Below are 18,617 nucleotides of genomic sequence, written 5' to 3' on the forward strand. Positions count from 1 at the left end.
CCGACGGGAGCCGACAGAAACAAGTCGGGCCCGCGGCCGTGCCGGCGCGGCAAGGCAGCAAAGAGGATCGGTTACGAAGCATCGCGCCGGTTTGCGCGAGACCGCTCTTCCTCGCGGCCGCCGTTGGGAGGAATCAGGCTCTTTGCAAGAGCGCAGGCCGGTTCGGCGCGTCCATTTTGAGACGCGGAGCCGCAGCGCCGCCGTTCATCCTCGCCACGAGCCGAGCGATCTGTCGTACGTCTCGCAGTTGCTTCGCAATGCGCCCCACGGCGCGGCTGTCCGATGCGGAAGCCGCGGCCTGCTTTCGGCAATTCTCCCGCCAGAAGTCCCGCTCCAGCGTGCTTTGTGACAACACACAAAAAAGCGTGGCACGCCCACCTTCCCGCTTCGCGCGCGTGATGCATCAGTCACCGACGCCGATTCGCACGACGAGGGAGGACGGAGCCATTCTGGAGCCGTTTCATGAAACGAATGCTGTTTAACGCGACGCAGCAAGAGGAATTGCGCGTCGCCATCGTCGATGGGCAGAAGCTCATCGATATCGACATCGAAACCGCCGGGCGCGAACAGCGCAAAGGCAACATCTACAAGGGAGTCGTCACCCGCATCGAGCCGTCGCTCGAAGCCTGCTTCGTCAACTACGGTGAAGACCGCCACGGCTTCCTGCCGTTCAAGGAAGTCGCCCGCCAGTATTTCCGCGATGGCGTCGAGATGCGCTCCGCGCGCATTCAGGACGCGCTGCGCGAAGGCCAGGAACTCATCGTCCAGGTCGAGAAGGAAGAGCGCGGCAACAAGGGCGCGGCGCTGACCACGTTCATCTCGCTGGCCGGACGTTACCTCGTCCTGATGCCGAACAACCCGCGCGGCGGCGGCGTGTCGCGCCGCATCGAAGGCGACGAACGGCAGGAACTGCGCGAAACCATGGCGCAGCTCGAACTGCCGGAAGGCATGAGCATCATCGCGCGCACGGCGGGTATCGGCCGTTCGGCGGAAGAGCTCCAGTGGGACCTGAACTACCTGATGCAACTGTGGCGCGCGATCGAAGCCGCGTCGCAGAGCGGCGTCGCCGGCCAGCCGATGCTCATTTATCTCGAATCGAGCCTCGTCATCCGCGCGATTCGCGACTACTTCCAGCCGGATATCGGCGAAATTCTCATCGACACGACCGAAATCCATGACCAGGCGCGCGCCTTCATGGATATCGTGATGCCCGACAACCTCTCGAAGGTGAAGCGCTATCACGACGACGTGCCGCTCTTCTCGCGCTTCCAGATCGAGCATCAGATCGAAACCGCGTACTCGCGCACGGTGCCGCTGCCGTCGGGCGGCGCGATCGTGATCGATCACACCGAGGCGCTCGTCGCCATCGACGTGAACTCGGCGCGCGCGACCAAGGGCGCGGACATCGAGGAAACCGCGACGCGCACCAATCTCGAAGCCGCCGACGAAGTCGCGCGTCAGCTTCGTCTGCGCGATCTGGGCGGGCTGATCGTGATCGATTTCATCGACATGGAATCGGCCAAGAGCCAGCGCGAAGTCGAGCAGCGCCTGAAAGATGCGTTGAAGCACGACCGCGCCCGCGTACAAATGGGCAAGATTTCGCGCTTCGGCCTGATGGAACTGTCGCGTCAGCGCCTGCGTCCGGCGCTGTCGGAAGGCAGCCACGTGACGTGCCCGCGCTGCAACGGCACGGGTCACATCCGCGATACCGAATCGTCCGCGCTGCAAGTGCTGCGGATCATTCAGGAAGAAGCGATGAAGGAAAACACCGCGGCGATCCATTGCCAGGTGCCGGTCGAGGTGACCGCCTTCCTGCTCAACGAAAAGCGCTCGGAAATCAACAAGATCGAGTCGCGCTTCAAGGTCAATGTCGTCCTGATTCCGAACAAGCATCTCGAAACGCCGCACTACAAGCTTGAGCGTCTGCGTCACGACGATGCGCGTCTCGACGATCCGCGCGCGTCGTGGAAGATGGCCGTCGAAGCGGCGAGCGAGCTCGAATCGGAGACCGGCTACAGCAAGCGCACCGAAGAGGTGAAGCCGAAGCAGGAAGCCGCCGTGAAGGGCATCACGCCCGAGAAGCCCGCGCCGAGCGCGCCGGTGAAGCCCGCGCCCGTCGAGGCCGCGCCCGCGCCGACGCCCGTTCCGGCGAGCGGCGGATTCATCGCGTGGATCAAGAATCTGTTCGGCATTCAGCCTGCGCCGCAACCCGCGCCGGCTCCGGTCGAAGCGCAACCGGCCACGCGCGCGCCGCGCGAACGCGGTGAACGCACCGGCGGCGGCGATCGCAACCGCAATCGACGTAGCGGTGGCGCCGCGCGCGAAGGCGCTGCGGCAGGCACGGCGGCGGGCGCCAACGGCGCCGCGCGCCAGGGCGGCCGTCGCGAGGATCGCGAGGCGCGTGGCGGACGCGAAGGTCGTGAACTGCGCGAAGTCCGCGAGCCGCGTGAGGCTCGTGAACCGCGCGAGGCACGCGAAGCACGCGAGCCGCGCGAGGCACGCGAACCGCGTGAAGCGCGCGACCGCAACGCGGAACGCGCAGCGCGTCCGGAAGCAACCGAACGTCCGGAACGCCGCGAGCGTCCGGATCGTGGCGAACGCGCCGAGCGTGGCGACCGCGCTGAACGAACCGAGCGCGCGGAACGCGGCGAGCGTCGCAAGCCGCAACCGGAAGCCGCCGTCGAGGCGCTGACGCAAGGCGAAACGGTGCCGTCGGAAATCGTCGAAGCGGCGCAAGCCAATGCGGACGCGCAAGTGGCCGGCATCGATGCGGCATCCGACGCGGCGGCCGCACGTGACGGCGAAGAGCGTCGTCGCCGTCGCCGTGGGCGTCGTGGCGGTCGTCGCGAGCGCGAAGAAGACGGCATGACGGTGAATCACGCGGCGGACGTCGCCGAAGCAGAAGGCGCAGCAGAGAGCACTTCGGCGCAAGCCGGCGTGTTTGATGCGGAAGCCGCGCAGGAAGCGGCTGCACGTCGCGAACCCCGCCCGGCCGCGCCGCAACCGGTGGAAGCGTCGGTGCAGCAACCGGCCGCTCAGCCGCTCGAAGCGAAGCCGCAAGAGCAAGCGCCCGCCGCTGCGGAGGAAGCGCCGGTCGCCAAGACTGTTGAGGCCGAGCCTTTCGAACTGAAGGCGCAAACGCCCGAACCGACGAACTTCGATCTCTTCGCCAAGCCCGCTCCGGCACCGGAGGTCGAGAATCCGTTCGGTCCGGAGCCGAAGGTCGCCGAGACGAAATTGGCCGATCCGTTCGCACCCGCGTCCGCGCCGGTCGCATCCGAAGAGCCGAAGCCCGTGGAAACGGCGCCGACGCCCGTCGAGCCGGTCGCGGCCGAGCCTGCCGAAGTCGCCGAGCCGGTGAAGACCGCCGCTGTCGCATCGACGCCCGAAGCGACGGCCGTCGAGCCAGTGAAGCCGGTCGAGATCGCGCAAGCGCAGACGCAAGCGCCGGTCTTCGCGCCGGAGCCTGTCGCAGTCGTCGACGAGCCGGTGAAAGTCGCTGCGCCCGCCGCGCCTGCAACGTCGACGCCGATCGCCGTCGACACCCTTCAGCCGATGCTGGAGCGTGCGGGCCTCGTCTGGGTGAACACCGACGAAGGCAAGCTGCGCGAAGCCAATGCCGCCGCCGCACGCGAGCCGGCTGCGGTGCGCGTGCCGCGCGAACGCAAGGCACTTCCGCCGGCCGACACCGCGCCCATGCAGCAAGTGGAAACCAGCAAGCAGGCCCACTAAGCGCGCGCGTCCCGTTCACTCCGGTGAACGGGCAAAAGCCAGAAACGCCATCGATCCCCGATCGATGGCGTTTTTTTGCGTCGTAAAACGGCTGAACCGAGGGAAAACCGCGACTCCGTGGCAGTGCGTCCCGATGTCCCGCTTCCGTTAGAATGGAACGATCCAACCATTATTCGAACAAGGCCGAAGCGGCCGAGCCGAGCCCCGAGTCATCATGCCCCGACGCATCATTCCTCTCGCCGATGTCAGCGCGATCCCGGATTTCTCCGGCGCCGCGACATCGCCGTCCGGGCTGCTCACGGACACGCTCGCGCGCCCATTGCGGGATTTGCGCATTTCCGTGACAGATCGCTGCAACTTTCGCTGCGTGTACTGCATGCCACGCGAAGTGTTCGATAAGGATTACCAGTTTCTCCCGCACGCCGCCCTGCTCTCGTTCGAGGAAATCGAGCGCCTCGCGCGCGTATTCGTCGCGCATGGCGTGGAAAAGATTCGCCTTACGGGCGGCGAGCCGCTTCTGCGCAAGAACATCGAATTCCTGATCGAGCGGCTCGCGCTGTTGCGCACGCCGGAAGGCCGCCCGCTCGATCTGACGCTCACGACGAACGGCTCGCTCCTCGCGCGCAAGGCGAAGTCGCTGAAGGACGCGGGTTTGTCGCGCGTCACAGTGAGCCTCGATGCGCTCGACGACGCCCTCTTTCGCCGCATGAACGATGCCGATTTCGCGGTCGCCGACGTGCTGAACGGCATCGAGACGGCGCAAGCCGCCGGGCTCGCTCCGATCAAGGTGAACATGGTCGTGAAGCGCGGCACGAACGATCAGGAAATCGTCCCGATGGCGCGCCATTTCAAAGGCAGCGGCGCGGTTCTGCGTTTCATCGAATATATGGATGTCGGCGCGTCGAACGGCTGGAACATGAGCGAAGTGCTGCCTTCGGTGCAAGTGGTCGAACGCATCGACGCGCACTTTCCGCTGGAACCGCTCGAAGCCCACACGGCCGCGGAAACGGCGCAGCGCTGGGGCTATCGCGACGGCAGCGGTGAAATCGGCGTGATTTCGAGCGTCACACGCGCGTTTTGCGACTCGTGCACGCGTGCCCGGCTCTCGACGGAAGGCAAGCTGTATCTGTGTCTCTTCGCGGTTTCCGGCCACGACCTGCGCGGACTGATCCGCAGCGGCGCGGGCGACGACGAAGTCGCCACAGCCATCGCGCGAATCTGGGAGGCGCGCGGCGACCGGTATTCGCAATTGCGCGGCAGCGCATCGGCGCCATCTCGCGACGATGCACGTCGCGTCGAGATGTCGTACATCGGCGGCTGAGCGCGGCGGATCGTTCGTGCTGAGCGCTCATTCATCGTCCAGCGTCACGGCGCTCGTGCTCGCGGGCGGACGCGGCTCGCGCATGGGCGGCATCGACAAGGGCATGCAGCCGTTTCGCGGTGAGCCGCTCGCGTTGCACGTGATGCGGCGCATCGCGCCTCAGGCGGGCGCGCTTCTGATCAGCGCAAATCGTTCCATCGAAGACTACGCGCGCCTCGGCGCGGCATTCGGCGCGCGCGTTGTCGCGGACGCGCGCGCGGATTTCCCCGGGCCGCTCGCCGGCATCGCCGCTGCGTTGCGCGTTGCGAGCACCGAATTCGTTCTGACCGCGCCTTGCGACGCCCCTTTCGTCGACGAACACATCGGCGCCGCGTTGATGCAAGCACTCGACGCGCACGGCGGCGACGTTGCATACGCAGCAACAATCGACGCGTCGGGCGAAGTCATGGCCCACCCCGTTTTCGCGTTGCTGCGTACATCGCTCGCCGACGACCTGGACGCCTGGCTGGACGCGGGCGAGCGCAAGGTGCGCGCGTGGTACGCGCGCCACAAGGCGGTGGAAGTCCAATTTCACGACGAACGCGCGTTTTACAATATCAACGATTTACAGCAGCTCGCCGATCTGGAACGCCGCTGACTCGTTCAACCGGCTGCCCGCTCACATCGCCATTGCGGGCGCTCAACCACCGCGCGGCCACGTGCTGCTTCGCCGGATTCCGGCCGCGATCCACGCCGATTCATGACCACGTCCAAGGATTTTTCCGCCTGCGTCGCCCACTACGATCCGAATGCGCTGCCCGTTGAAGCCGCGCAGGAAATCGTGCGTCAGTGGGCCATGCCGCGCATGCGGGACGCGCAGATCGAGCGCGTGAGCCTGTTCGACGCGCTCGGCCGCGTGCTCGCCGAGGATGTGATCTCGCCCATCGACGTCCCCGCTTACGACAATTCCGCGATGGACGGCTACGCGTTCGCCGGCGATGTGCTCTCGCGCGGTGGCGATACGGTCGGCTTGTCCGTCGCGGGCACGGCGCTCGCCGGGCGGCCGTTCGAAGGCGCGCCGGGCGCGGATCAATGCGTGCGGATCATGACGGGCGCGCTCATCCCGGCCGGCTGCGACACGGTCGTGCCGCAGGAGTTCGTCACGCGCGAAGGCGACGCGATCCGCTTTTCGCCGGCGACGATCCGTGCCGGCCAGAATCGCCGCCTCTCCGGCGAGGATCTCGCGAAAGGCAAGCCGGCGCTGCTCGCGGGTCGCGTCGTGCGGGCATCGGATCTCGGTTTGCTCGCGTCGCTCGGTATCGGCGAAGTGTCGGTTCGCAGGCGGCTCACCGTCGCCTTCTTTTCGACGGGCGACGAATTGCGTTCGGTCGGCGAAACGCTGAACCCTGGCAGCCTTTACGACAGTAATCGCTACACGCTCTTCGCAATGCTCAAGCGGCTCGGCGTCGAAACCGTCGATCTGGGTATCGTGCGCGACGATCGCGCCTCGCTCGAAAAGGCGCTGCGTCATGCGACCGAAAGCGCCGATGTCGTCATCAGTTCGGGCGGCGTGTCGGTTGGCGATGCGGACTTCACGCGCGCGCTGATGAATTCGCTCGGCGACGTCGCCTTCTGGAAGATCGCGATGCGCCCCGGCCGCCCGCTGGCATTCGGCCGGCTGTGGTCGGGCGAGCGCCCGGGCACGGGCGAGTCGGCGCTCTTCTTCGGGTTGCCGGGGAACCCGGTCGCCGTAATGGCGACGTTCTACTTCATCGTGCGCGAGGCGCTTCTGGCGATGTCGGGCGCGATGCGCCAGCCGCTCACCGTCATCCGCGCGCGCGCCGCCGAGCCGATGAAAAAGCGCGCGGGCCGCACCGAGTTCCAGCGCGGAATCGCGACGCGCGACGACGACGGGCGCTTTCGCGTCGTCACCACCGGTCCGCAGGGTTCCGGCGTGCTGAGTTCGATGAGCGAAGCGAACTGCTTCATCGTGCTCGAACACGCGCGCGGCGACGTCGAAGCGGGCGACGAAGTCGAAATCGTGCCGTTCGACGGCCTGATCTGATCCGGCGCCGCCGCCAGCCGGTACAAACATTCCTACATCGATAGACGGGGCTTTCCTTCCATGAAAAAGCAGATTTCATTCATCGCACCGGGACAGACCGCCAAGGCGCTGATCCTCGTGTACCTGACTTTCAGCGTGCCCATTGTGCTGCTCGGCGTCGTGGTCGCGTTCGTGCGATACGGCTCGGTGGAAGTGAGCACCGTCACGAGCGCGCTGCTCCTGAACGCGATTCTCGGTTTCATCCTGCTGTGGATCGCGTGCCACGCGTACAACTGGGTGGCCTCGCGTTTCGGCGGCATCGAGATCGTGCTCTCCGACGCGCCGGAGGAAGCGTGAGCGCCCCGATCATCCGCGCGGCCTCGCCCGCCGACGTCGCCGCGATCTTCGGCCTGATGTACGAGCTGGCCGAGTTCGAGAAGCTCACGCATCTGTTCATCGCGACGGAGCAAGGCGTGCATGACGCGCTCTTCGGCGCACGACCGGCCGCTGAAGCGCTCGTCGCGGAAGTCGAAGGCGAAATCGTCAGCTATGCGCTCTTCTTCCAGAACTTCTCGACCTTCCTCGGCAAGCGCGGCCTGTATCTCGAAGACCTCTACGTGCGTCCTTCGATGCGCGGCAGCGGCCTCGGGACGCTGATGCTGAAAAAGCTCGCCGCGCTCGCGGTCGAGCGCCAGTGCGGCCGCTTCGAATGGTCGGTGCTGGACTGGAATCAGAACGCCATCGATTTCTACGAAAAGATGGGCGCGACCGTGCTGCCCGACTGGCGCATCGTGCGCGTGACGGGCGAGCCGCTCGAACGCCTCGCGTCCTGAATCGCGTCCTGCATCACGGCTCGTCGTCGCCTTCGGGCGATGACGGATCGCCGAACGCCTCGCCCAACAACCCCGCCGCCTGTTCGCCGGGCAACGCCTCGACATCCCGAAGGCGCTTGCCCATCTGCCGCGTGCGCGTCTGCGCCGCTTCGATCGAGCGCGTCACCGTTTCGAGCTGCGACTTTGTTCGCGCCAGCACTTCGCCGAACTTGCCGAACTCAGTCTTCACCGCGCCGAGCACCTGCCACACTTCGCTGGAACGCTTCTCGATGGCCAGCGTGCGGAAGCCCATCTGCAGGCTGTTGAGGAGCGCGGTCAGCGTCGTGGGTCCCGCGACGGTCACGCGAAAATCGCGCTGCAACGAATCGCTCAGGCCAGGACGGCGCAAGACTTCCGCGTAGAGACCTTCGGTCGGCAGGAAGAGCAATGCGAAGTCCGTCGTGTGCGGCGGCGCAACGTACTTCTGCGCGATCGATTTCGCCTCCGCGCGCAAGCGCCCTTCCAGCGCGCGCGACGCGTCCTCGACACCGGCCGGGTCCGCGCGTTCCTGCGCATCGATCAGACGCTCGTAGTCCTCGCGCGGAAATTTCGCGTCGATGGGCAGCCACACGGGCGTAGCCACGTCGCCCGGCGCACCCGGCGCGTCGTGCCGGCCAGGCAGCCTGATCGCGAACTCGACGCGTTCGTTGCTCTTCGGAACCGTCGCGACGTTCTTCGCGTACTGATCGGGCGTGAGCAACTGTTCCAGCAGCGCTTCGAGCTGCACTTCGCCCCAGATGCCGCGCGTCTTGACGTTGGTCAGTACCTTCTTCAGATCGCCGACACCCGCCGCGAGCGTCTGCATCTCGCCGAGTCCCCGATGCACCTGCTCCAGCCTGTCGGAGACGAGCTTGAACGACTCGCCGAGCCGTTGCTCCAGCGTCGCGTGCAACTTTTCGTCGACGGTGCGGCGCATCTCGTCGAGCTTCGTCGCGTTGTTCGCCTCGATGTCCTTCAGGCGCGCTTCGAGCGTCGCGCGCACTTCGCCGAGCCGCCGCTCGTTCGCTTCGGAAAGCTGCGCGAGATGCAGCGACATGGAATCGGCGAAGCGCTTCAACGCGTTGCCCTGATCCTCGCGCGCCTGCTGGCTTTGCTGTGCGAGCTGCTGCGCAAGCGCGTCGAATTGCGCGTTCTGCACGTTCGACGTGCTCGCCAGTTGCGTCGAAAGCGTCTGATGGAATTGCGCGAAGCCGCTTTGCGATTCCATGCGCGAGACGCGCGCGCTCTCCGCGATATCGCCACGCAAGCCGCGTTCGAGCCGTTCCTGCGCGCGCGCGTGTGCCTCGCCCATGTCGTTGACGCGATCGGTGAGCGCTTCGAACTCGTCGAAGATGACCGCGTTCGAATTGCGCCGCATCGTCATGACGAGCGCGACGAGCGAGACCACCAGCGCGATCGCCAGCACGGCGATCGCGCCAACCAGCAGTTCCATCATTTCTTCAGTACGTCCGGATTGATCGGGTTCGGCGGATTGCCTGCGCGCGGCCCTTCGCCCAGCGCGGCGATGAGATTGTCGGCCGCGAGATTGGCCATCGCGCGGCGCGTGCCTTCGGTCGCGCTCGCGATATGCGGCGTCAGCACGACGTTGTCGAGCAGCAGGAAATCCGGGTTGAAATTCGGCTCGCCCTCGAACACGTCGATGCCCGCCGCCGCGATGCGCTTGTCGCGCAACGCCGCGATCAACGCCGCATCGTCGACGATGCCGCCGCGCGCGATATTCGTCAGCGTCGCCGTCGGCTTCATCAGCGCGAGTTCGGCCGCGCCGATCGTATGATGGCTTTCCTTCGAGTAAGGCACGACGAGCACGACATGATCCGCGCGCTTGAGCAGATCTTCCTTCGACGCGTACTCGGCATTCAGCTCGCGCTCGATTTCCGGCGCGACGCGCGAACGGTTGTGATACATCACGCGCATGTTGAAGCCGGCCGCGCGCCGCGCCAGCGCCTGCCCGATGCGCCCCATGCCGATCACGCCGAGCGTCGAGCCGTAGACATCGGTGCCGAGGAACGAGTCGAACGACCACTTCTGCCACTTGCCCGCGCGCAGAAAGTGCTCGGATTCGGTGACGCGACGCGCCGCCGCCATCATCAGCGCCCAGCCGAAATCGGCCGTGGTTTCGTTCAGCACGTTGGGCGTGTTGGCGCCGAGCACCTTGTGCGCGTCGAACGCCTGCATGTCGAAGTTGTTGTAGCCGACCGCCATGTTCGCAACGACCTTCAGATTCGGCGCGCCCGAAAGCTCTTTCTCGCCGACCATCTCGCCCGCCGTGAACGCGCCGTCCTTGTCGGCGAGACGCCGCGCGAACTCTTCCTGCGGGAGCACGTCGCCGAGATTCACATCGACATCGAAATGCTGCTTCAGTCGCTCGATCACGTCGGGAAAAGTGGGACGCGCTACCAGCACTTTCTTCTTCATCGGTTGCTCCTAGAAAAATAGCCAGCCCACAACGGCGAAAAGCGGCAAGAGAATCGCGCCCGACCACGCCATGAAACCGAAGAAACTCGGCATGCGTACGCCGCGCGATTCGGCGATCGCCTTCACCATGAAATTCGGCGCATTGCCGATATACGTGTTCGCGCCCATGAAGACCGCGCCCGCGGAGATGGCGGCGAGCGTCGTGGCGTCGCTGGTCATGAGCGTGCGTGCGTCGCCGCCCGCGAGATTGAAGAAGACGAGGTAGGTCGGTGCGTTGTCGAGAAACGACGACAGAAGACCGGTCGCCCAGAAATAGGCGATGTCGACGGGCTTGCCCTGCGCATCCGACACCGCGTGCACGATGCCCGCGAACGCGCCCGATTCACCCGCGCGCAGGATCGTGATGACCGGCGCGATGGTGATGAAGATCGCCGCGAAGAGCTTCGCGACTTCCTCGATGGGCGCCCAGTCGAACGCGTTCCCCGCGCGCGCGCTTTTCGGCGTGAGCGCGAGCGATGCGAGCAGCACGGCGACGAGCAGCACGTCGCGCACGAGATTCTGCAACTGGACATGCGTGCCGAAGATGTCGAACGTGATGCCGGGTTTCCAGATGCCGCTCATCAGCACGAGCACGACGATCGCCGCGAGCAGCGCGAAATTGATCTTGCCGTCGATGCCGAGCGGAGGCGTATCCGGCGTCGGGTCGAGAAACGCGGGCCGCGCGTCGTGCCTGCGCCAGTAGAAACTGTCCAGCACGAAGAACACCGCGAGGAGCACGGCGCAGACGAAGAGCATCGGCAGCGCGAGATGCACGGTAGTCCAGAAGAAGCCGACGCCGTTGAGAAAGCCGAGAAAAAGCGGCGGATCGCCGAGCGGCGTGAGCGAGCCGCCTGCGTTCGCGACGAGAAAGATGAAGAACACGACGACATGCACGACGTGCTTGCGATTGTCGTTCGCGCGCAAAAGCGGACGGATCAGCAGCATGGCCGCGCCCGTCGTGCCCATGACGCTCGCGAGCGCGGTGCCGAGCGCGAGCAGTCCGGTATTGAGATGAGCCGAGCCGTGCAGGTTGCCGCGCACGCAAATGCCGCCCGCGACCGTATACAGCGCTGCGAGCAGAATGATGAACGGCACGTACTCTTCGAGCATCGCGTGGACGAGCACGCTGCCCGCCGTGCCGACACCGAACGCAAGCCCGAACGGCGCGAGGAACGCGATCGCCCACCCCGCCGCGATCTTGCCGAAATGGTGATGCCAAACCTTCGGCGCGACGAGCGGAAACACCGCGATGGAAAGCAGGATGCCGACGAACGGTATGCCCCATGTGGCCGGGAGCGTCGCGCCGTCGGGCGTCGCAGCAGCGGCCGGCGCCGCGATCAGCGCCAGCATCGCGCAAGGCACGTACAAAACCAGACGCCGCATTGACTCACGCTCCGCGCACGACGATCACATGCACGCGATACGGCCCATGCGCGCCGAGCACGATGGTCTGTTCGATATCGCCGGTGCGCGACGGACCCGACACGAAGTTCACCGCGCGCGGCAACTCGCCGCGCTCGGCGCGCATCAACGCGAATGCATCTTCATGCGCGGCGACGATGCGCGACGCCGGCACGATCGCGATATGCGTCTGCGGCAAGAGCGCGCCGGATGCGGGCGTCTGCGCGCCCGAGAGCAGCACGAGCGAACCGGTTTCAGCCGTCGCGCAGAAGCAGCCGGTGATGCCGACGAGATCTTCATCGGCAGGCTTGCGAAACGCCGCCCGAATGCCCGCTTCGGACCAGCGCAGATGAGCAAGCGCGGGCCACGCGACGACATCGACGGGAAGGTTCAGCGATTGGAGATAGCGCACGGCTTCGGCGGGCGCATCGTCGATCGATTCGACTTCGGCGACGGTCGTGGAAAGACGCTCCGCTTCGAGCGTGAAGCGCGCGATGAGCTCGTCACGCGTCTGAGGCAACGGAGGACGCGGACCCGCCGGATGTCGCTCGACATACTCGTCTGCGCCAGCGCGCTCGGCATCCGTAGCCGTGCCGCGACGGCCCTGCGCGCTGCGAATGCGCGCGAGAATATTGCGGCGCGCGTCCGATGTATCCATGGTGCCGTCCTCATGTTGGCGTGCTTGAGATTCGTGCGCGCCGCGATGATTTACGACGCGTCCGAATTATAGCGAGCGGCATACACGCACGAACCTCGGCCGAACGGCATAGGCCGAATGGACGAATGCGCGTCGCTCAGTCGTCGCCGACCGGCTGCTCGATGCCGAAGACCTGACGCAGATAGGCGAGATACGCCTTGTCGTCGCACATGTTTTTGCCGGGCGAATCGGAGAGTTTCGCGACCGGCTGACCGTTGCATCGAACCATCTTGATGACGATCTGCAGCGGCTGATAGCCGAGATCGTTGGTGAGATTCGTGCCGACGCCGAACGCGAGCTGGCAACGTCCGCGAAAACGCTCGTACAACTGCAGCACCTTCGGGATATCGAGCGCGTCGGAGAACACCAGCACTTTGGTGCGCGGGTCGCAGCGGTTTTCTTCGTAATGCCGGATGAGGCGCTCGCCCCAATCGAAGGGATCGCCCGAATCGTGGCGCGCGCCGTCGAACAGCTTGCAAAAGTACATGTCGAAGTCGCGCAGAAACGCCTTCATGCCGTAGACGTCCGACAGCGCGATGCCGAGGTCGCCGCGATATTCCTTCGCCCACATCTCGAAGCCGAAGATCTGCGAGTCGCGCAGACGCGGGCCGAGCGCCTGACACGCCTGCAAGTACTCATGCGCCATCGTGCCGAGCGGCCGCAAGCCGTGCTTCATCGCATAGAAGCAGTTGCTCGTGCCGGCGAACTGCGCGCCGAGCTTGTCCTTCAGCGTGAGCACGACTTCCTCGTGCCACTGCCCCGAAAAACGGCGGCGCGTGCCGTAATCGGCGATCTTGCAGTCCGAATATTCGGGTGGCGTGGCAAGCAGCTTGATCTTGTCGCGCAGGCGCTCGCGGCCGGTTTCATACTCGGGCTTGCGCTGCGTGTTGCGGAAATAGACTTCGTTGACGATCGCGAGCACCGGAATCTCGAAGAGAATCGTGTGCAGCCACGGCCCTTCGATCTCGATGTCGATCTCGCCGTTCTTCTTGGGCGACGGCGAAATGCGGATCGACTTTTCATTCAGATGGAAGAGCGCGAGGAAATCGATGAAGTCGCTCTTGATGAAGCGCATGCGCCGCAGATAATCCAGTTCCTCTTCCTTGAAGCGCAGATTGCAAAGCTGGCGCACTTCGTCGCGAATTTCATCGATATACGGCACGAGATCGACATTCGGCGTGCGGCAGCGGAAGCGATATTCGACATGCGCCGCGGGGAAGTGATGCAGCACGACCTGCATCATCGTGAACTTGTAGAGGTCGGTATCGAGCAGCGAATTGATGATCATGGTTCTGACGGGAACATCCACGCGAATGGACCGCGCGCTTTGCCTGCTTGCCAGCGCGCAGCCCGAGGCCTTTAGGGTCATGTTACCCGAATGTCCGCGCGGACATGATCCGCGCCCTGCCCTTTTGCGACGCCGCGCATACATACATCACGAATCGATATAAAGAGCGCTTCGCGCGCCGCGCGCCCACTTTTACCGTTACGCTACAATATGCGTTTCGGCAAGCGCACCTTCCGGCCCATGCAGCCGCCAGGGCGCCGCCCCCACGAATTCCGCATGCAGGAGCCTGAATGACTCACGTTGTGACCGAAAGCTGCATCAAGTGCAAGTACACCGATTGCGTGGACGTGTGCCCGGTGGATTGCTTCCGCGAAGGTCCCAACTTTCTCGCGATCGATCCCGACGAGTGCATCGACTGCGCCGTGTGCGTCGCCGAGTGCCCGGTGAACGCTATCTACGCCGAAGAAGATGTGCCTGGCGACCAGCAGCACTTCACCGAACTGAACGCTGAACTCGCGCGTAACTGGCCGAGCATCACGAAGACGAAAGGCTCGCTTCCGGAAGCGGACGAGTTCAAGGACGTCAAGGAAAAGCTGAGTCTGCTCGAGCGTTGATTGTTGCGCTCGCCGACGCACGCGCTTCATTTGATTGCAAAAAATGCGTATCAAATGAAGATTGAGCGTTGACACGCCAAAAGCAGCCCCCTATAATTCCGCTTCTCTGCTGTAGATGTTCCCCGATAGCTCAGTCGGTAGAGCGCCGGACTGTTAATCCGTAGGTCCCTGGTTCGAGCCCAGGTCGGGGAGCCAAAAACTCCAGCAAGTCGGTTTCAAAAGAGCTCGGTCAGTTGGCTGAGTTTTTATTTCAGTTGTAGATGTTTCAGTTGTTCCCCGATAGCTCAGTCGGTAGAGCGCCGGACTGTTAATCCGTAGGTCCCTGGTTCGAGCCCAGGTCGGGGAGCCAAAAGCTTCTGTCAAAAAGCCCAGTCGCATGACTGGGCTTTTTGCTTTGTGCGCTGACTTCATCGCTTCACGCAAGCCACACGACGGTCAGCGAACGCACGCCCTGCGCGCCGCGAATCAGCACGCCTTCGATATCCGCCGTCGCCGACGGCCCCGTCACGAGTACCGCATAGCGCGCCGATTTGAAATCGTCGCGTCGATACACCTGCTGCAAGCCCTCGACGAGTTGCGCCGGGTCGAGCAGCACGACGAGATGCTGCGACAGATAGCCGATCGCGTTCACGACGTACTCTTCTTCGCTGAACCACACCGAGCCCGTTTCAGCCACGCCGAAGCGCCCTCGCACGATGCCCACATCGACATCCTGAAGCGATGCCGGCACGGTATCGGATGAAAGCGGCCGCGTGCCGTCGACGCCCGGAACCGCCGATGCAATCACCTTCGCATCGGCAAAGCGTGCCGCGATCAGCGCGTTCACGTCTTCGAGAGTGGCCGCTTCGACGCATGTGCCGCCCATCGCGGTGAGCGCGGTCGTAAAGCGCGCCTTCAGTTCGCCTTCCGGCGACGGGAACACGGGCACGTCCGGGCGCGGACGCGATGCGGGCTGCGCCGCGCGGATCTTCGAGAGAAAAGCTTCGCGAGTCGTCATTTATCGAGCTTCCGGTTTTTCCTGTACCACTCGTGAAAAGTCTCGGCGGGCGCTTCGGGCAGATCGCGGCCGCGTCCCCAGATATTGAGCGGGTTGTAGAGCACGAAGTTGGGCAGGCGCTTCAACGCGCCGCCGAGCGATGCGACCGTCGCACGATAGAGCGTCGGGCTCGCGAGCAGGCGCCCCGCCATCTTCAGCACTTCCTGCTTCACGAACGGCACTTCGTGCTTCTCGGCGATGACCTCGCGCCACTTGTAGATCTGCTCGTGAATGTTCACCTTCACGGGACACACGTTCGTGCAACTGCCGTTCATCGTCGACGCGAACGGCAGCGCGCTATAGCGCTTCAAATCGTGCGTCGGATTGATGATCGCGCCGATCGGACCGGAGTACGTCCCGCCATACGAAAGCCCGCCGCTTCTGCGATACACCGGACACGTATTCATGCACGCGCCGCAGCGGATGCACTTGAGCGAGTACCAGAAATCGTCCATCGCGAGGCGTTCTGAGCGGCCGTTATCGACGAGGATGAAGTGCATCTCCGTGCCCGGACGCGGCGCGCGAAAATGCGACGTGTACTGCGTGATCGGCGAGCCGAGCGCGCTTCTCGACAACATTCGAACGAACACGCCGAGATCGCTGATCGTCGGAATGATCTTTTCGATGCCGATCGACGCGATATGCAGCGGCGGCACGTTCGCCGAAAGATCCGCGTTGCCCTCGTTCGTGCACACGACGACCGTGCCCGTCTCCGCGACCGCGAAGTTGCAGCCCGTCATGCCCGCCGTCTTCTCGCGCACGAAATACGGCCGCGTGTTCATGCGCTGGCTTTCCGCGAGATAGTGGATGTCGCTGTTCCGCGGATCGGTGCCGATCGTCTTGCCGAACAGTTCGGCCACGTCCGCGCGCAGCTTGTGCACGGCCGGCACGACCATATGGCTCGGATCCTGATGATCGAGTTGCTGGATGCGCTCGCCGAGATCGGTTTCCATCACCGTGATGCCGCGCGGTTCGAGATAGTCGCGCATGTAGCACTCGTCGGTGAGCATCGACTTGCTCTTCACGAGCGACGTCATGCCGCGCTCGCTCATCAGCTTGAAGACGAGCGCGTTGTGCTCCTCGGCGTTCGCCGCGAAATGCACGACGACGCCGTTTTTCTCGGCCTCATCGACGAACTGCGCGATGTAATCGGCGAGATTGGACAGCGTGTGTTCCTTGATCGCCGATGCGAGATTGCGCATCGTCTCCCATTCGGGGATGCCGTGCGCCTGCGCGTCGCGCTTGCTGCGCAAGTCCCACAGACGCTTGTCGTGGAACGCAACGTGATCCGGCTTCTGCAGGAACGCGCCCGCCGCCTTCGCGTGATCGATCCGAACGCTTTTGCTCATGCGCGCGCCCCGTTTAGAACCTGCGCGATGTGGATGAACTTCGCATCGGCTTTCATGCGCTCGGCGCAGCCTTGCTGATGCATGAGACACGACATGTCGCCCGACACGATGTACTCCGCGCCCGCGCCGACGTGATCGCGCACCTTGTCCTGACCCATCCGCACGGAGACGGCCTCTTCCGTCACCGAGAACGTGCCGCCGAATCCGCAGCATTCGTCGGGACGCGCGGGCGCGACGAACTCGATACCCCTCACGCGTTCGAGCAGCGTGCGCGGCTTCGAATACGGCGTTCCGGCCACTTCCGAATTCGACGTTTCGCGCAGATGCCGCACCGCGCTGCAACTGTTGTGCAGCCCGACCTTGTGCGGAAATTCGGCCCACGGAAACTCGCGCACCTTCAGCACGTCGTGCAGGAATTCGACGAGCTCGAACGTATTGCGCCGCACCTTCTGCACGGCGCTCGTCTGCTCGATCGCGGTGAAATGCTCGCGTACGTGATGCGTGCAACTCGCCGATGGCCCGACGACATAGTCGTAGTCGGCGAAATTGCGCGCGAACACGCGCTCGGCGCCGGCAGCCTCCTTGTGTGCGCCGCTATTGGCCGTCGGCTGGCCGCAACAGGTCTGATCCTGCGGATAGTCGACGTCCACGCCCAGCCGTTCGAGCAGTTCGAGCGTGGCGATGCCGACTTGCGGATAAAAAGCGTCGATGAAACAGGGGACGAACAAGGCGACTTTCATGACGGGTTCGGCGATTTGGTAAGCTTGGTCTGACCAAGACTTTAATGAGATGCCTCTTTCGTGTCAAACTCGGGCATTCCCCGGCTTTCACCTCGCATTCACGCCGAACGATGACTTTCCAGCCCGTCCATGCGCATTCCTACGCCCGCGTGCGTCTCTCCGATGTCGTGTCGGGACAGATCCGGGAATTGATTTCGAACGGCACGCTGCTGCCGGGCCAGCGCCTGCCCGCCGAGCGCGATCTGGCGGAGCAGTTGAACGTGTCGCGTCCGTCGCTGCGGGAGGCGTTGATCCGTCTGGAGTCGGACGGATTCATCCGCGCGGCCGGGCGCGGCGGTTTTGTCGTATCGGATGTGACCGCGCCGCTCGTGTCGCATCCGCTCGCCGCCCTGCTCGAGCAACAGCCGAACGCGAGCGCCGACGTTCTCGAACTTCGCCACGGCCTCGAAACGCTCTCGACCGCCTACGCCGCCGAGCGCGCCACCGACGACGATCTGGCGCGCATCGCCGCTGCCTTCGACGCGCTGCAAAACGCCGTCGCCGAAAAAAGCACGCGCATCGCGGAGAGAGACGCGGCGTTCCATCTCGCCATCGCGGACGCGACGCACAACGTCGCGCTCACGCACGTCATGCACGGACTCAATGAACTGGTGCGCGAATCGATGCTCACGTCGCACCGTCTCGTCGATTACGACGACGAAGTCGAAGCGAACCTGATGACGCAGCATCGCGCGATCTTCGATGCGATCGTAGCGCGCGATCCGGCGCGGGCGCGGGAGTGCGCGGGCGCGCATCTCGATTACGTGCGCACGCTGTATCGCGATGTTCCCGCGAAGAAAAACCGCGCGGCCTGATCCAATCACATTACGAATCTGTAAGCCGCAAGAAAGTGATGATAGGACGTCGCCTACACGCATTTCGGACACGCACGGCTAACGCGGGCGGCGCATCCTCGCGATACTGAAACCGTCGAAAACAACATGCGAAGGAGGACAACATGCCTTATCTACTCGGATGGCTGCTCGGCGTGCCGGTCATCGTGCTGGTGATTCTGTATCTGATCTTTCATTGACCGCATGCGGGCACGAGA

General features: G+C 64.4%; 16 protein-coding genes and 2 tRNA genes. 10 read left to right on the forward strand and 8 right to left on the reverse strand.

Translation table 11 applies throughout. From position 1 onward, the window contains the following. The first annotated feature begins 462 nt into the window (after nt 1-462). From NCR93_RS09825 to NCR93_RS09850, 6 genes are all read left to right on the forward strand, one after another. Nucleotides 463-3,732 (forward strand): Rne/Rng family ribonuclease, encoded by a 3,270-nt coding sequence (locus tag NCR93_RS09825; RefSeq protein ID WP_175980376.1) that lies wholly within the window; start codon nt 463-465, stop codon nt 3,730-3,732. Between the two features lie 214 nt (nt 3,733-3,946). Continuing rightward, nucleotides 3,947-5,053, forward strand: coding sequence for a GTP 3',8-cyclase MoaA (moaA, locus tag NCR93_RS09830; RefSeq protein WP_008342271.1), 1,107 nt, complete (start codon nt 3,947-3,949; stop codon nt 5,051-5,053). A gap of 82 nt (nt 5,054-5,135) precedes the next feature. Continuing rightward, nucleotides 5,136-5,690: a molybdenum cofactor guanylyltransferase MobA gene (gene mobA / locus NCR93_RS09835; RefSeq protein ID WP_235366333.1), complete on the forward strand. Its 555-nt coding sequence runs from the start codon at nt 5,136-5,138 to the stop codon at nt 5,688-5,690. Between the two features lie 102 nt (nt 5,691-5,792). Beyond that, nucleotides 5,793-7,097 carry a molybdopterin molybdotransferase MoeA gene (gene moeA, locus NCR93_RS09840; protein ID WP_034472640.1) on the forward strand — a complete coding sequence of 435 codons (1,305 nt, stop codon included), beginning with the start codon at nt 5,793-5,795 and terminating at the stop codon, nt 7,095-7,097. Between the two features lie 60 nt (nt 7,098-7,157). Beyond that, nucleotides 7,158-7,433, forward strand: a complete 276-nt coding sequence (locus NCR93_RS09845; protein ID WP_008342276.1) for a hypothetical protein — start codon at nt 7,158-7,160, stop codon at nt 7,431-7,433. A gap of 56 nt (nt 7,434-7,489) precedes the next feature. Further along, complete coding sequence (locus NCR93_RS09850; RefSeq protein ID WP_051078884.1) at nt 7,490-7,909, forward strand: GNAT family N-acetyltransferase; 420 nt, start codon at nt 7,490-7,492, stop codon at nt 7,907-7,909. A gap of 13 nt (nt 7,910-7,922) precedes the next feature. On the opposite strand, the gene NCR93_RS09855 is transcribed toward NCR93_RS09850, so the two are convergent. The 5 genes from NCR93_RS09855 to pncB form a co-directional block, all read right to left on the reverse strand. Then, on the reverse strand, nt 7,923-9,383 hold the full coding sequence (locus tag NCR93_RS09855) for a DNA recombination protein RmuC (RefSeq protein ID WP_034472643.1): 1,461 nt from the start codon (nt 9,381-9,383) through the stop codon (nt 7,923-7,925). Then, nucleotides 9,380-10,363 carry a 2-hydroxyacid dehydrogenase gene (locus NCR93_RS09860; RefSeq protein WP_034472645.1) on the reverse strand — a complete coding sequence of 328 codons (984 nt, stop codon included), beginning with the start codon at nt 10,361-10,363 and terminating at the stop codon, nt 9,380-9,382. Before NCR93_RS09860 ends, NCR93_RS09855 begins: the two co-directional genes overlap by 4 nt. Nucleotides 10,364-10,372: 9 nt before the next feature. Further along, nucleotides 10,373-11,785 carry a sodium:proton antiporter gene (locus NCR93_RS09865; protein WP_239295202.1) on the reverse strand — a complete coding sequence of 471 codons (1,413 nt, stop codon included), beginning with the start codon at nt 11,783-11,785 and terminating at the stop codon, nt 10,373-10,375. A 4-nt stretch (nt 11,786-11,789) separates the two neighbouring features. Then, nucleotides 11,790-12,461, reverse strand: a complete 672-nt coding sequence (locus NCR93_RS09870; protein WP_034472649.1) for a LutC/YkgG family protein — start codon at nt 12,459-12,461, stop codon at nt 11,790-11,792. 136 nt (nt 12,462-12,597) lie between these two features. Continuing rightward, on the reverse strand, nt 12,598-13,788 hold the full coding sequence (pncB, locus tag NCR93_RS09875; protein ID WP_008342288.1) for a nicotinate phosphoribosyltransferase: 1,191 nt from the start codon (nt 13,786-13,788) through the stop codon (nt 12,598-12,600). A gap of 290 nt (nt 13,789-14,078) precedes the next feature. Here pncB and fdxA point away from each other — a divergent pair, with 290 nt between their 5' ends. The 3 genes from fdxA (at nt 14,079) to NCR93_RS09890 (ending at nt 14,751) form a co-directional block, all read left to right on the forward strand. Continuing rightward, on the forward strand, nt 14,079-14,402 hold the full coding sequence (fdxA, locus tag NCR93_RS09880) for a ferredoxin FdxA (RefSeq protein ID WP_008342289.1): 324 nt from the start codon (nt 14,079-14,081) through the stop codon (nt 14,400-14,402). Nucleotides 14,403-14,521: 119 nt separating this feature from the next. Continuing rightward, nucleotides 14,522-14,597, forward strand: a tRNA-Asn gene (locus NCR93_RS09885). 78 nt (nt 14,598-14,675) lie between these two features. After that, nucleotides 14,676-14,751 (forward strand) — tRNA-Asn (locus NCR93_RS09890). 66 nt (nt 14,752-14,817) lie between these two features. On the opposite strand, the gene NCR93_RS09895 is transcribed toward NCR93_RS09890, so the two are convergent. The 3 genes from NCR93_RS09895 to NCR93_RS09905 are packed head-to-tail and all read right to left on the reverse strand — an operon-like array spanning nt 14,818 to nt 17,527. Next, entirely contained in the window at nt 14,818-15,399 is a 582-nt protein-coding gene (locus NCR93_RS09895; RefSeq protein ID WP_034472651.1) for a LutC/YkgG family protein, read from the reverse strand. Continuing rightward, nucleotides 15,396-16,787, reverse strand: a complete 1,392-nt coding sequence (locus tag NCR93_RS09900) for a lactate utilization protein B (protein WP_034472654.1) — start codon at nt 16,785-16,787, stop codon at nt 15,396-15,398. The genes NCR93_RS09895 and NCR93_RS09900 overlap by 4 nt, the downstream gene beginning before the upstream one ends. After that, nucleotides 16,784-17,527, reverse strand: coding sequence for a (Fe-S)-binding protein (locus tag NCR93_RS09905; protein WP_175980378.1), 744 nt, complete (start codon nt 17,525-17,527; stop codon nt 16,784-16,786). The genes NCR93_RS09900 and NCR93_RS09905 overlap by 4 nt, the downstream gene beginning before the upstream one ends. A gap of 110 nt (nt 17,528-17,637) precedes the next feature. On the opposite strand from NCR93_RS09905, the gene NCR93_RS09910 reads away from it, so the two are divergent. After that, entirely contained in the window at nt 17,638-18,381 is a 744-nt protein-coding gene (locus NCR93_RS09910) for a FadR/GntR family transcriptional regulator (RefSeq protein ID WP_034472660.1), read from the forward strand. The last annotated feature ends 236 nt before the right edge of the window (nt 18,382-18,617 follow it).

Origin of the sequence: Caballeronia sp. ATUFL_F1_KS39 (assembly GCF_023630985.1) — a bacterium.
In the GTDB taxonomy this organism is placed as follows: domain Bacteria; phylum Pseudomonadota; class Gammaproteobacteria; order Burkholderiales; family Burkholderiaceae; genus Caballeronia; species Caballeronia zhejiangensis.

What these genes read in the sequence shown, in the direction of transcription:
- NCR93_RS09845 (WP_008342276.1), top strand. Translation starts at nt 7,158, where the DNA reads ATGAAAAAGCAGATTTCATTCATCGCACCGGGACAGACCGCCAAGGCG.
- NCR93_RS09905 (WP_175980378.1), bottom strand. Translation starts at nt 17,527, where the DNA reads ATGAAAGTCGCCTTGTTCGTCCCCTGTTTCATCGACGCTTTTTATCCG.
- NCR93_RS09855 (WP_034472643.1), bottom strand. Translation starts at nt 9,383, where the DNA reads ATGATGGAACTGCTGGTTGGCGCGATCGCCGTGCTGGCGATCGCGCTG.
- NCR93_RS09910 (WP_034472660.1), top strand. Translation starts at nt 17,638, where the DNA reads ATGACTTTCCAGCCCGTCCATGCGCATTCCTACGCCCGCGTGCGTCTC.
- mobA (WP_235366333.1), top strand. Translation starts at nt 5,136, where the DNA reads ATGGGCGGCATCGACAAGGGCATGCAGCCGTTTCGCGGTGAGCCGCTC.
- NCR93_RS09850 (WP_051078884.1), top strand. Translation starts at nt 7,490, where the DNA reads ATGTACGAGCTGGCCGAGTTCGAGAAGCTCACGCATCTGTTCATCGCG.
- NCR93_RS09860 (WP_034472645.1), bottom strand. Translation starts at nt 10,363, where the DNA reads ATGAAGAAGAAAGTGCTGGTAGCGCGTCCCACTTTTCCCGACGTGATC.
- moeA (WP_034472640.1), top strand. Translation starts at nt 5,793, where the DNA reads ATGACCACGTCCAAGGATTTTTCCGCCTGCGTCGCCCACTACGATCCG.
- moaA (WP_008342271.1), top strand. Translation starts at nt 3,947, where the DNA reads ATGCCCCGACGCATCATTCCTCTCGCCGATGTCAGCGCGATCCCGGAT.
- NCR93_RS09870 (WP_034472649.1), bottom strand. Translation starts at nt 12,461, where the DNA reads ATGGATACATCGGACGCGCGCCGCAATATTCTCGCGCGCATTCGCAGC.
- fdxA (WP_008342289.1), top strand. Translation starts at nt 14,079, where the DNA reads ATGACTCACGTTGTGACCGAAAGCTGCATCAAGTGCAAGTACACCGAT.
- NCR93_RS09865 (WP_239295202.1), bottom strand. Translation starts at nt 11,785, where the DNA reads ATGCGGCGTCTGGTTTTGTACGTGCCTTGCGCGATGCTGGCGCTGATC.
- NCR93_RS09825 (WP_175980376.1), top strand. Translation starts at nt 463, where the DNA reads ATGAAACGAATGCTGTTTAACGCGACGCAGCAAGAGGAATTGCGCGTC.
- NCR93_RS09895 (WP_034472651.1), bottom strand. Translation starts at nt 15,399, where the DNA reads ATGACGACTCGCGAAGCTTTTCTCTCGAAGATCCGCGCGGCGCAGCCC.
- pncB (WP_008342288.1), bottom strand. Translation starts at nt 13,788, where the DNA reads ATGATCATCAATTCGCTGCTCGATACCGACCTCTACAAGTTCACGATG.
- NCR93_RS09900 (WP_034472654.1), bottom strand. Translation starts at nt 16,787, where the DNA reads ATGAGCAAAAGCGTTCGGATCGATCACGCGAAGGCGGCGGGCGCGTTC.